Below are 11,831 nucleotides of genomic sequence, written 5' to 3' on the forward strand. Positions count from 1 at the left end.
ATTTCTCTCTAATGAATCAACATACCCATTACATTGAAGAGGCGTGGACGCGCGCGCCGGTCACGCCGCCGGAGCGGCAACGCGCGCTTATTGAGCGCATCCGCGCGCTGCTCAAACGCGAACGGGCCGTGCTCATTGCGCACTATTATGTGGCGGCTGAATTGCAGGAACTGGCGGAGCAGACCGGCGGATGCGTCGCGGATTCGCTGGAGATGGCCCGTTTCGGGCGCGATTCGCCCGCGCGCACGCTGATGGTCATCGGCGTGCGCTTTATGGGCGAGACGGCCAAAATCCTCAGTCCGGACAAGCGGGTGCTGATGCCCGACCTGGAAGCGACCTGCTCGCTTGACCTGAGCTGCCCGCCAGATGCGTTTGGCGCCTGGCGCGATGCGCATCCCGACCGAACGGCGGTGGTGTACGCCAATACCTGCGCCGCAGTCAAAGCGCGCGCCGATTGGGTGGTCACTTCATCGGTTGGACTGGATATTGTTGCATACCTGCGCGCGCGCGGCGAAAAAATCCTGTGGGCGCCCGACCAGCATCTGGGCCGCTACATTCAACAGAAAACCGGCGCCGATATGCTGCTCTGGAAGGGTGCATGTATCGTACATGATGAATTCAAGGGCATCGAGCTGGGGCTGCTGCGCGCCGAGCATCCGCGCGCAAAAGTGCTGGTTCACCCTGAATCGCCCGCTTCAGTGGCGGAGCAGGCAGACGTGGTCGGTTCGACGACGCAACTGATTCGAGCGGCGCAAACGCTCGATGCGCGCGAAATCATTGTCGCCACCGATATAGGCGTTCTACACAAAATGCGCGCGCTTGCGCCCGATAAGCATTTCATCGCCGCGCCGACCGCAGGCCAAAGCGCAACCTGCAAAAGTTGCGCGCATTGCCCGTGGATGGCGATGAACGGTTTGAGCAATCTGGCGGCTGCACTGGAAAACGGCGCGCCTGAAATCCAGATCGATGCCGAAATTGCCGCGCGCGCCCATCGTTCTCTGAAGCGCATGCTTGACTTTGCCGCAGCGCGCGGCAAAAACGTGCGCGCCAGCGGCGATCTGGCGCGCGATCAAGCGCTCTTCGAAAATACTGGGGCCGCATAATGAGGGGCTGCTTTAGAGCAAGATTTTTGTTGAATAGCCACCGATTGGTTTAATTATTGACTCATTAGTGAAAATGTCACTAAAGAAATCGGGTTATTCTTAACCAATGGAAATTCTCATCGGTTAAGGATCGCCCTATGAACATTGATCAGATTCCGCTTGATCTAACAGGATCAGTGATAGAAGGCAGCGTTTTATATGATTTCGTCGAAAATTTTCCAGATTCATGCGCTATACAGGATGCCCACACCAGAAAATGTCTGTTGACGAATTATCTAAATGCGAGTTGGTACGGCCTCGACGCAATCGATGATTTAGTTGGAATCACTCCAGCAGAGTTTTGGAAACAGGATGTCCTTGAGAGAAGAAATAAATTAAATATATCTCCTACAGTTCTATCCAATGAAGAAAACAATCTTAAAAGCACAGAGATGCTTGGTAGTCGCGTACAGCTGAGCAAACGAGCCGCTAGTATTAATCTTACTGCTTTGAAATTTAATGGCCTGATCAGGTGTGAAAAGGTCATTAAATATCCCGTAAAAAATCGGGACAAAAAGATCGTTGCGTTTTTAACAGTATTTCTTGAGCGCACTCATCAACTTCCTCTGCAGAAATTATTCAGACTCTATGATGAGTTTTATCCTAGAAAGGAAGCGATTCAAAAATTTCTGAAGCATTTAAATATAGATCGCTATTTTGATCCTTGTGATCCACTCACTTACACGGAGCTCAAGGCTTTACTTTATATGTACGAGGATCCCAGATGTAAGTCCGTCGCCAAGCGACTCGACTGTAGCGTTCCAACAGCCAGCAATCATATCAGTCATATTCAGCAGAAATGTTTAAACTCACGCGATATACACAATATCCTGGCCGAGTTGCGCGCAATCTTTGTGAATGCGCAAAGCAGCATATATGCACATGGTTTGTAACCGACTTTTATCCTTTTCAGTGGGCATTCATCATGGCTTTTGTTGCAGCTTCAAGCGGTGTATATGCAAAATCATCGGATAAGACGCTGATCTATTGTTCAGAAAGCCCTCCATCCGGTTTCGACGCAAGTCAGTCCTGGTCTGTGCCTAGCTATACGGCCAGCGCAAGAACGCTCTATAACCGGCTGCTTGAGACGGACGGACGCAAGATTTGGCCCAGTCTTGCAACGGATTGGAATATTTCAAAGGATGGCCGGGTCTACACCTTTTATCTTCGGCGCGGCGTGAAGTTCCATAGCACGCCCTGGTTCAGGCCCACACGGGAGTTCAACGCCGAGGATGTGGTCTTTACCTTTGAGCGGATGCGCAACCCCAATATGCCGTTCCGTAAAGCCTATCCCACGGAATTCCCATTCTGGCACCACAGCAATTTTGACACACTCATTTCCAGGATTGACGCGCTCGACGAAGGGCATACCGTGCGATTTACGCTGACTTCAGCCAATGCGCCATTTCTCGCTAATCTCGCAGCGGATTCGGTATCGATTCTCTCTGAGGAATACGCCGCGCAATTGCTGAAGGCGAGCCACCCTTCTGGAATCAACTGGAAGCCGATTGGGACGGGTCCGTTCATTTTTCGGGAATACGTGAAGGATGCCGCCATCCGCTTTGACGGCAACCCGGAATATTGGAAACCGGAGGATGTACGCTTATCCAAATTGATTTTTCAAGTCACGCCGGACGCCAAGGTGCGGATGCAAAAACTGAAAAGAAATGAATGCCAGCTCAGCGCCGCCTTGCGTCCCGTCGATATCGCCGCCTTTGAATCGGACCCGAATGTGCAAATCCTGAGCCAAAAAGGTCTGAATCTCGCCTATCTCGCTTACAACGCCACGCATCCGCCTCTGGATAAGGCTCAGGTGCGCCGCGCACTGGATATGGCCATCGACAAACAGGCCCTCATCGATGGCGTCTATGAGGGGCGCGCACAAATCGCGGTTGCGCCGATACCGCCCTTGCAATGGGGCTTTGACGCAAGTTTGAAAGACGCGCCGCGCGATTCCAGGAAAGCAAAAGCATTACTGGAAGAGGCGGGTTATCCAAATGGCTTTTCAGTTTCGCTCTTTATCACATCGGTCGAGCGTCCCTACAACCCCAATGCTCGGCTGATGGCTCAAATGATCCAGGCGGACTGGGCCAAAATTGGCGTCAAGGCGAATATTATTATTAACGAAGATATTTCGGGATTTATCAAAAGCGTGCATGATGGCAAATACGATGCCATGCTAGCCGGTTATATGGGCGGCAGCGGCGATCCAGACGATTGGGTTAGACCCCTCAGTTGTACTGCCGTCGGTACTAGCAATTTTTCAAAATGGTGTCATAAAGAATTTGAGGATGTAATTCGGCGCGCTGCACAAATAACGGATGTCGCTGAGCGCACTCAGCTTTACACGCAAGCGCAAAAAATATTCAAACGCGAACAGCCGTTTACGCCCATTGCCTACGCAACTGACTACCAGGTGATCAATAAACGTGTGACGGGCTTCAAAATGAATCCGCTCGGCCCAACGATTTTTTCCGGGGTCGGTTTGCGCGGTTTGCGATAAGCCTGTGTTGCGTTCATTTGAGGCTGAGCTCGCGCGCAACGTCCGTGACGCGCTTGCTGAAGATATGGGCGCGCAAGATCAGACGGGGCATTTAATTCCTCCGGACAAAGAATGCAAAGCGCGCGTGATTGTCCGCGAAGAAGCGGTGCTATGCGGCGCGCCGTGGTTTTCCGCAGTGATGCGCCAGGTCAATCCGCGCATCCAGATCGACTGGCGCTTTGCGGAAGGCGTAACGATGCGCGCTGGCGAGACGGTATGCCTGCTGCGCGGTCCAGCGCGCGCCTTGCTGAGCGCGGAGCGGAGCGCGCTCAATTTTCTGCAGCTCTTATCGGGCGTGGCAACGACGACGCGGCGCTATGTGGATGCCATTGCCGGCGCGCGCGCGCGTATTTTTGATACGCGCAAGACCTTGCCCGGCCTGCGGCTCGCGCAGAAATACGCGGTGCGAACCGGCGGCGGGGAGAACCAGCGGCTCGGTTTATACGACGGCATTTTGATCAAGGAAAACCATATTGCCGCCGCGGGCGGCATTAAAGCAGCTCTAGAGCATTTTTCAGTCGATTTGCCCAAGGAGCGAGCGCGAAGACAGTATGAGCAATACGGCGAGCGCGAAGCGACACAGGGAAAATCACTGAAAAATACTCTAGACGCCGCGCAGGCGCTCGATGCACGTTTGCCGATTCAGATCGAAGTGGAAACGCTTGCGCAGCTTGAAGAAGCGCTCGACTGCCGCGCCTCTTTGATTTTGCTCGATAATTTCACCTTGGATGCACTGCGCGCCGCCGTGCAACTTACCGCGCAGCGCGCAGCGCTCGAAGTTTCTGGCGGCGTCGATTTGCACACCGTGCGCGCGATTGCCGACACCGGCGTTGACCGCATTTCAGTGGGTGCGCTCACCAAGCATGTGCGTGCCATAGATTATTCAATGCGGCTTATTTAGAGCATTTTTCAGTGATTTTCCCTGTGTCGCTTCGCGCTCGCGCCAGTGGTAACTCGACTGGAAAATGCTCTAGACAAAATGGTCGGCAGCCCTTTAGGCTGCATCTCCGGCCAATCGCGGTTAAAGTGCAGTCCGCGGCTTTCATGCCGAAAACGCGCGCTCTCGACAATCAGCGATGCAACATCCACCAGATTCCGCAACTCAAGCAAATCGCGGCTGATCCGGAAATGCGCATAATATTCATCGATTTCTTCGCGCAGCCGCACAATTCTGTGCGCCGCGCGCGCCAGGCGCTTGTCGGTGCGCACAATCCCGACATAGTTCCACATTAGACGCCGCAATTCATCCCAATTGTGCGTAATCACCACTTCCTCGTCCGAATCCGTCACGCGGCTCTCGTCCCAAGCCGGCAATGCAGGGATTTCATGCCTTTCTTTTTCTGAAGCCGCCAGAATCGCCTGCGCCGCTGCACGCCCCATCACCACGCACTCCAGCAGCGAATTGCTGGCGAGCCGGTTCGCGCCGTGCAAGCCGGTACAGGCAGTTTCGCCGATGGCGTAGAGTCCGGCGAGATCGGCGCGGCCATAGACATCGGTGACCACGCCGCCGCAGGCATAATGCGCCGCGGGCACGACCGGAATCGGCTCGCGCGTGATATCGATGCCGAATTCGAGGCAGCGCGCCAGAATCGTTGGAAAATGGGCGCGCAGGAATTCAGCGGGCCGATGGTGAATATCCAGATACACGCAATCCATGCCGCGTTTTTTGATCTCGAAATCAATCGCGCGCGCGACAATATCGCGCGGCGCCAGCTCGGCGCGCGCATCGTATGCGGGCATAAAGCGCGCGCCATCCGGCAGTTTCAATACCCCGCCCTCCCCGCGCACCGCTTCACTGATCAGAAATGATTTGGCATATGGATGGTACAGGCATGTCGGATGAAACTGGATAAATTCCATATTGGCGATCCGGCAGCCGGCGCGCCACGCCATCGCCATGCCGTCTCCAGTCGCGGTATCGGGATTGGTGGTATAGAGGTACGCCTTGCCAGCGCCGCCGGTCGCCAGAATCGTATGGCGCGCCCGGAAGGTGCGAACGCTGCCTGTGCGCATATCAAGCGCATACAGGCCATAGCAGCGTTGTCCGGACAGGCCAAGGCGCGCGGAGTGAATCAGATCGATTGCAAAGTGCGCATCAAAGAGCGTGATATTCGGATGCGCCTGCGCCTGTTCAGCAAGCAGGGTCATCACCGCATGGCCGGTGGCGTCGGCGGCGTGGAGAATGCGCCGTTGACGATGTCCCCCTTCGCGCGTCAGATGAAAACCGGAGGCAGCCTGCGCATCGCGCGTAAACGGCGCGCCGCGCGCCATCAGCCATTCCACTGCGCTGCGGCTGTGTTCGATCACAAAGCGCACCGCTGCGGCGTCGCACAAAGCGCAGCCGGCGGCACAGGTGTCCTCCATATGGCGTTCGGCGCTATCGGAAGCATCCAGCGAGACCGCAATACCGCCCTGCGCCCAATCGCTTGCGCCGTCTGTTGCGCCGCGTTTGGTCAGCACAGCCACTCGACGCGACTCTGCCAGACTCAACGCAGCGCTTAATCCGGCCAGACCGCTCCCAGCAATGAGAACATCAAACTCCACGGATGATGACCACCGCCGGGTCACGCCGCGCTTAAAAATGGGGCCGTAGAGTATAGCACAGCGTTGCTCGATCCTCCATAGGATGCAACGGATAAGCGATATGTTTTCGCACCACCGCCTGAAGGAAAGCGTATTTGTCTTGCGGCGTGTTCAGCACGGTTTCAAATACATCGACATCCGTAGTACGCAATATGTAGGATGCGTACTCGATCTTCTTTTGAGCCAGCGCAATCAGATGCTTCGGCTGCATGTGCCGATGGAGTTCGGGATTTTTCAGTACATCGTCCACGATGTATGCAAACTCCATATCAAATTGACTGTCATAGGCGCCGCTCGCATACGTTTGTACTCGCAGATCAGGCAGAGTCCATAAAAAGCCGTCGGGCAAATCGCTATTCAGAATTTTTTGAATCAGCGACGGTGTCTTCATGATATTGAAAGCAGCATGGCAAGCGCTGGAGTTGTAGAGATTATCCCGTGTTGCGTCATATTGCGTGAGGTCCCTGAGTTGTTCCGGACTCAGCTTTTCGAGGAGCGGCACATGGTCCGCCAGGATGGCTCTGACCTGAATATTCGTAGCCTGCTGTTCCATTAAACGGTCTGCGGACAGCGCCATTAAAGACTGATATAAGCGTTCCCCGTCCCCGCTTTCCTGCAGATATGCGGGTTTTCTTAAATGTAAATACTGTGCATCTTCAAATACTTTTTTTGGATCGGATTTCTCCGTCTGTGCCACAAAAAACCTCCAGTCGTCTTTGAGTTTCTGGGCGACTTCCTGCTGCTGACCAGACAGTTGTGAAATTAGAGGGAGCGTTGCTTGAAGGTTATTCACAGTTGTATCTGCATACATTCTGACCTCCTCCAAATAAATAGGGTGAATTCATGAGATCGCGATGGAGATGCGTGATCGCAATGCACAGTTTACGCCTGTTAAACAAGCGGCGCGTTGCCATCAAAAATCAGCCACTGCGGCTCGGGCGGCGTCAAAAGCGCGCGCGCGTTCTGAACACTCAGGCGGCCTTCAACGCACCAGCGCAGCGCGCGCGGGTAGAGTTGATGCTCAGCTTCAAGCACTCTGGCGGCCAGTGTGCCTGCATCATCCGTGGCCATCACGGGCACAGCGGCCTGCGCAATGATCGGACCGTCGTCGAGCCGCGGTGTCACAAAATGCACGGTTGCGCCATGCAATTGAACACCCGCCTCCAGCGCGCGCTGGTGCGTATTCAATCCCGGAAAACTGGGGAGTAGGGAGGGATGGATATTTAAAATGCGCTGCGCATAGCGCGCGACGAACGCCGGCGTGAGTATGCGCATAAAGCCCGCCAGCACAATGAAATCCGCCGCGAGAGCGTCAATCGCCTCCATCAGCGCCGCTTCAAATGAGGCGCGCGTATGCGCGCGCGCCTCAACGACGACCGTTCTGATGCGCTGCGCCGCGGCAAAAGCCAGCCCCGGCGCATCCGCGCGATCCGAAATGACGGCCTGGATGCGCGCCGGCCATTGTTCCTGCGCGCGGGCGCGCACCAGCGCCTGCATATTGCTGCCGCGTCCGGAAATGAGGATGACGAGATTTCTCATGCTGCACATGCGCTATTCAGAGGCGATGCTAGAATTCCCCTGTTATTTTCAGGAGTTTCGCACAGCCGTGTTGGCAAGGGGCGCTGCGCCGAGCAGCGCGGCTGTGCGAAACACCTCATTTTGTCCCAATGGAGATTGCACGTGCCTTTGATTTCTTCCGCATTCGCGCAGAATGCGACATCCGCCTCCCAGTCCGGCCTGATGAGTTTCTTACCGCTGATTGCGATGTTTGCGGTTTTGTATTTCATCATGATCCGTCCGCAGATGAAGCGCCATAAAGAGCATCGCACCATGCTCTCCGCATTGGCGAAAGGGGATGAAGTGACGACAGGCGGCGGTCTGGTGGGCAAAGTGACCCAAGTGGGCGAGACTTATATCCGTCTTGAAATCTCCGAAGGGGTTGAGATTCTGCTTCAGAAAAGCGCGATTACGGCGATATTGCCTAAAGGGTCCATAAAAGCAATCTAGTCCAATGAACCGTTATTCTGTGTGGAAATATCTGTTGATGGCCGCCGCGCTCATCATTGGATTTTTCTATGCGCTCCCGAATTTCTTTGGCGAATTGCCCGCTGTGCAAATCTCAAGCGCCAAAGCGACGGTCAAACTCGACGCGGATGTTTTTCAAAAGGTCGAGCAAACGCTGGCCTTAAACCGCATCCAGACGCGCGGCCTCACTTTTGAGCGTCTGAGTCCAAACCCAAGCCTGTGGGTCCGGCTGGCGGATACGGATACCCAGTTGCGCGTCAAAGAGCTGCTGTCAAAAAGCCTGAATCCGGACGCCTCCGATCCTGCATATATGGTCGCGCTCAATCTGCAAAGCGCCTCTCCGGCCTGGCTGAGGGCGCTATACGCGCGCCCCATGTATTTAGGTCTGGATTTGCGCGGCGGCGTGCATTTCCAGTTACAGGTCGATATGGCGGGCGCGCTGGCTAAAAAACTGGATGCGCTGGCAAACGGCGCGCGCGCGCTGCTGCGCGAACGCGCCATCCGCAGCGGCGGCATCCGCCGCGTTGATCAGCAAATTGTGATTCCTTTCACAAACAGGGATTCCGCGGAAAAAGCGCGCGCTGCGCTTTCCAGCGACATCAGTGAATTGCAGTGGCAGATATCAAAGGCGGATGCGGATAAGGGCATTTCGCTGACCGGCGCGCTTGCGCCCGAAGCGCGCGCCGCGATGCAGAAAAATGCGCTGCAGCAAAACATTCTTACCTTGTCCAAGCGCGTGAACGAACTGGGCGTTGCCGAGCCGCTCGTGCAGCAACAGGGGGCGGATCGCATCATCGTTGAATTGCCGGGCGTGCAGGATACCGCCAAGGCAAAGGATATTATTGGACGCACCGCAACGCTCGAAGCGCGCCTTGCCGACCCGGACGCGCCGCGTTTTCCAAACCTGAATGACCCCGTGCCCCCTGGCGATGAATTATTTACGCAAGGGCGCGATGCGCCGGCGCTGCTGAAAAAGGACCTGATCTTTTCCGGTGAGCGGATCGTCGATGCGGGGGCGGGCTTTAACGAGCGCCAGCAGCCCGTTGTCCGGATCCGTCTGGACGGCGCGGGCGGCCGCGCATTGCGCAGCGTCTCTCGCGAACATATCGGCAAACCGATGGCGATGGTGCTATTTGAAAAAGGCAAAGGCGAAGTGCTGACCGTTGCCACGATTCAATCCGAACTGGGCGAGCATTTTGAGATTAGCGGCTTGGCCTCAACCCAGGCCGCCAATGACCTCGCGCTGCTGCTGCGCGCCGGCTCGCTTGCCGCGCCGATGGAGATGATCGAAGAACGCACGATCGGCCCCAGCCTGGGCAAGGACAATATTCAAAAAGGCGTGGCTTCCGTCCTGTACGGTTTTGCGGCGATTACGCTGTTTATGCTCGTCTATTACGCGCTATTCGGCGTGTTTTCAGTCCTCGCGCTTGCGTTGAACCTGCTGTTGCTGGTGGCGATCTTGTCCGTGTTGCAGGCAACGCTCACATTGCCCGGCATCGCCGCCATCGCGCTGACGCTCGGCATGGCGATTGACGCGAATGTCTTGATCAACGAACGGATCCGTGAAGAACTGCGCGCGGGCGCGCCGCCCCATACCGCCATCTCGCTTGGCTTTAAAAACGCCTGGGCAACGATCTTTGATTCCAACGTCACCACGCTGATTGCCGGACTGGCGCTGCTGGCGTTTGGCGCGGGTCCTGTGCGCGGCTTCGCGGTCGTCCACTGTATCGGTATTTTGACCTCGATGTTCTCAGCGGTCTTTTTTGCGCGCGGTCTGGTCAACCTCTGGCATGGCCGCCGCCGCGGCCTGAAATCGCTGGCGATTGGCCAAGTCTGGCGTCCCGATCACACTCTGCCCTACTAAAGCGCAGTGTTTTTGTTCATGCGTCCTTTTTAAGTCAATCATGGAATTTTTCCGTTTACGAAACGATATTCCATTCATGCAGCGCGCGCTGATGTTTAACATCATTTCGCTGCTGACATTCATCGCCGCCATCTTCTTTCTGCTGAGCCGCGGACTACATCTATCCATTGAATTCACTGGCGGCACAGTGCTTGAAGTCCAGTATCCGCAGCCAGCGCAGCTGGAACCCATACGCGCAACGCTGAATGCGCTCGGCTATCGCGATGCGCAAGTACAGACCTTTGGCACCTCAAGGGATGTATTGATTCGTCTGCCGTTGACACCGGGACTGTCCTCCGCGCGGCAAAGCGCGCAGGTCATCGAAGCGCTGAATGCGCAACCGCCGCATGCGGCGCGGCTGCAACGGGTTGAATTTGTCGGGCCGCAGATCGGCAAGGAACTGGCGGTCAACGGTCTGCTCGCGCTGCTGTGCGTCGTCATTGGCATCGGGATTTATCTATCGATCCGTTTTGAATGGAAATACGCCATTGCGGGCATCATTGCCAATCTGCACGATGTCGTGATCATCCTGGGCTTTTTTGCGCTTTTCCAATGGGAGTTTTCACTGTCCGTGCTGGCGGCGGTGCTCGCCGTGCTCGGCTATTCAGTGAATGAATCCGTGGTGATTTTCGACCGGATCCGCGAAACCTTCCGCAAAAACAAAAAAATGACGGTCGTCGAAGTCATTAATCACGCGATCACCCGCACAATGTCGCGCACGATGATCACGCACGGCAGTACGCAAATGATGGTGCTATCGATGCTGCTATTCGGCGGGCCGACGCTGCACTTCTTCGCCCTTGCGTTAACGGTCGGCATTCTGTTCGGCATTTATTCCTCGGTCTTTGTCGCCGCCGCGCTTGCGATGTGGCTTGGCGTCAGGCGCGAGGATTTAATCCGCGCAAAACCGCCTCAAATAGCCCCGAATGACCCAAACGCGGGCGCGCAAGTGTGAATTCAAGGGGGGCGCGCGTGATAAAATTTTCAGCACGTCACGAGGTCAACGATTTGCGCAAGGATATGGACGCCGGATTCGTCAACATGGAGGCTAAATTCGATGCTTTACGCGCTGAGCTTACCGCAATTAAATGGGGCGTGTGGATCATCGGCGCAGGCACTGTTGCGATTCTGGTCAAAACATTTTTCTGATTCACGCGCCCCTTCTTTTACGTCTTTATCTGATCAGCGGGTGCTTTTATTCATGGTGCGAGAAGTGGGACTCGAACCCACACGCCATTGCTGGCGCCAGGACCTAAACCTGGTGCGTCTGCCTATTCCGCCATCCTCGCTGTAATACGCGCCCGCGTCGTTGATGGAATGAAGAGAAACTATACGATGTACTGTACGTCAGTGACGATCTTCACCATATCTTTTTTCATATCTTTTGCAACTGACGGGGACAGCAATCTCCCTAAACCTTTCACTGTGATGGTATCGTCCGTCGTATCGTATTGATCCGTGTCCCTGGAGGAAATCTCCTCTTGAACGGGTCCAAAGGAGGTATCGATCAATCCATGCTCATTCTCCGGCTCTTTGGGGATGAGTTTAGAGACGTTCACATAGCCCGCCAGACGAATGCGAAGCTTCTCTGTTCGATATATTACGAAATTGACAAAATCAGCCGCTTCTCTATTGA

The 11,831-nt window shown here is 55.3% G+C and carries 12 protein-coding genes and 1 tRNA gene; 8 read left to right on the forward strand and 5 right to left on the reverse strand.

What is annotated here, in order from left to right:
- Positions 1 to 11: 11 nt before the first annotated feature.
- The 4 genes from nadA to CAGGBEG34_RS04340 all read left to right on the forward strand — a co-directional run bounded on the left by nadA (position 12) and on the right by CAGGBEG34_RS04340 (position 4,585).
- Positions 12 to 1,103 (forward strand): quinolinate synthase NadA, encoded by a 1,092-nt coding sequence (gene nadA / locus CAGGBEG34_RS04325; RefSeq protein ID WP_006682610.1) that lies wholly within the window; start codon positions 12 to 14, stop codon positions 1,101 to 1,103.
- A gap of 137 nt (positions 1,104 to 1,240) precedes the next feature.
- The gene (locus CAGGBEG34_RS04330) at positions 1,241 to 2,035 is read left to right on the forward strand and encodes a helix-turn-helix transcriptional regulator (RefSeq protein ID WP_006682611.1); all 795 of its coding nucleotides are present in this window, start codon (positions 1,241 to 1,243) and stop codon (positions 2,033 to 2,035) included.
- 32 nt (positions 2,036 to 2,067) lie between these two features.
- On the forward strand, positions 2,068 to 3,645 hold the full coding sequence (locus CAGGBEG34_RS04335; protein WP_006682612.1) for an ABC transporter substrate-binding protein: 1,578 nt from the start codon (positions 2,068 to 2,070) through the stop codon (positions 3,643 to 3,645).
- A 64-nt stretch (positions 3,646 to 3,709) separates the two neighbouring features.
- On the forward strand, positions 3,710 to 4,585 hold the full coding sequence (locus CAGGBEG34_RS04340) for a nicotinate-nucleotide diphosphorylase (RefSeq protein WP_081463741.1): 876 nt from the start codon (positions 3,710 to 3,712) through the stop codon (positions 4,583 to 4,585).
- A gap of 8 nt (positions 4,586 to 4,593) precedes the next feature.
- Here CAGGBEG34_RS04340 and nadB read toward each other — a convergent pair whose 3' ends face one another.
- From nadB to purN, 3 genes are all read right to left on the reverse strand, one after another.
- Positions 4,594 to 6,228, reverse strand: a complete 1,635-nt coding sequence (gene nadB, locus CAGGBEG34_RS04345) for an L-aspartate oxidase (RefSeq protein ID WP_006682614.1) — start codon at positions 6,226 to 6,228, stop codon at positions 4,594 to 4,596.
- 31 nt (positions 6,229 to 6,259) lie between these two features.
- Positions 6,260 to 7,078, reverse strand: coding sequence for a hypothetical protein (locus tag CAGGBEG34_RS04350; RefSeq protein ID WP_006682615.1), 819 nt, complete (start codon positions 7,076 to 7,078; stop codon positions 6,260 to 6,262).
- An 80-nt stretch (positions 7,079 to 7,158) separates the two neighbouring features.
- On the reverse strand, positions 7,159 to 7,806 hold the full coding sequence (purN, locus tag CAGGBEG34_RS04355) for a phosphoribosylglycinamide formyltransferase (protein ID WP_006682616.1): 648 nt from the start codon (positions 7,804 to 7,806) through the stop codon (positions 7,159 to 7,161).
- A 141-nt stretch (positions 7,807 to 7,947) separates the two neighbouring features.
- Here purN and yajC point away from each other — a divergent pair, with 141 nt between their 5' ends.
- From yajC to CAGGBEG34_RS10995, 4 genes are read left to right on the forward strand one after another with little or no spacing between them, the layout of a single operon-like run.
- The gene (gene yajC / locus CAGGBEG34_RS04360; RefSeq protein WP_006682617.1) at positions 7,948 to 8,274 is read left to right on the forward strand and encodes a preprotein translocase subunit YajC; all 327 of its coding nucleotides are present in this window, start codon (positions 7,948 to 7,950) and stop codon (positions 8,272 to 8,274) included.
- Positions 8,275 to 8,278: 4 nt separating this feature from the next.
- Positions 8,279 to 10,156, forward strand: a complete 1,878-nt coding sequence (secD, locus tag CAGGBEG34_RS04365) for a protein translocase subunit SecD (RefSeq protein WP_006682618.1) — start codon at positions 8,279 to 8,281, stop codon at positions 10,154 to 10,156.
- A 40-nt stretch (positions 10,157 to 10,196) separates the two neighbouring features.
- Entirely contained in the window at positions 10,197 to 11,150 is a 954-nt protein-coding gene (gene secF / locus CAGGBEG34_RS04370) for a protein translocase subunit SecF (protein ID WP_042688104.1), read from the forward strand.
- Positions 11,151 to 11,167: 17 nt separating this feature from the next.
- Positions 11,168 to 11,344 carry a hypothetical protein gene (locus CAGGBEG34_RS10995; protein ID WP_006682620.1) on the forward strand — a complete coding sequence of 59 codons (177 nt, stop codon included), beginning with the start codon at positions 11,168 to 11,170 and terminating at the stop codon, positions 11,342 to 11,344.
- A gap of 53 nt (positions 11,345 to 11,397) precedes the next feature.
- Here the strand turns inward: CAGGBEG34_RS10995 and CAGGBEG34_RS04375 are convergent.
- Both CAGGBEG34_RS04375 and CAGGBEG34_RS04380 read right to left on the reverse strand, forming a co-directional pair.
- Positions 11,398 to 11,484, reverse strand: a tRNA-Leu gene (locus tag CAGGBEG34_RS04375).
- 39 nt (positions 11,485 to 11,523) lie between these two features.
- Positions 11,524 to 11,831, reverse strand: a 308-nt coding sequence (locus CAGGBEG34_RS04380) for a hypothetical protein (protein ID WP_042688105.1), incomplete at its 5' end; no start/stop codon positions are given.

It is taken from the genome of Candidatus Glomeribacter gigasporarum BEG34 (assembly GCF_000227585.1).
Classification (GTDB): Bacteria; Pseudomonadota; Gammaproteobacteria; order Burkholderiales; family Burkholderiaceae; genus Glomeribacter; species Glomeribacter gigasporarum_B.

Excerpts from the sequence above, each read along its gene's own strand:
- nadA (WP_006682610.1), top strand. The coding sequence starts at position 12 with ATGAATCAACATACCCATTACATTGAAGAGGCGTGGACGCGCGCGCCG.
- CAGGBEG34_RS04330 (WP_006682611.1), top strand. The coding sequence starts at position 1,241 with ATGAACATTGATCAGATTCCGCTTGATCTAACAGGATCAGTGATAGAA.
- CAGGBEG34_RS04335 (WP_006682612.1), top strand. The coding sequence starts at position 2,068 with ATGGCTTTTGTTGCAGCTTCAAGCGGTGTATATGCAAAATCATCGGAT.
- CAGGBEG34_RS04340 (WP_081463741.1), top strand. The coding sequence starts at position 3,710 with ATGGGCGCGCAAGATCAGACGGGGCATTTAATTCCTCCGGACAAAGAA.
- CAGGBEG34_RS04350 (WP_006682615.1), bottom strand. The coding sequence starts at position 7,078 with ATGTATGCAGATACAACTGTGAATAACCTTCAAGCAACGCTCCCTCTA.
- purN (WP_006682616.1), bottom strand. The coding sequence starts at position 7,806 with ATGAGAAATCTCGTCATCCTCATTTCCGGACGCGGCAGCAATATGCAG.
- secD (WP_006682618.1), top strand. The coding sequence starts at position 8,279 with ATGAACCGTTATTCTGTGTGGAAATATCTGTTGATGGCCGCCGCGCTC.
- secF (WP_042688104.1), top strand. The coding sequence starts at position 10,197 with ATGGAATTTTTCCGTTTACGAAACGATATTCCATTCATGCAGCGCGCG.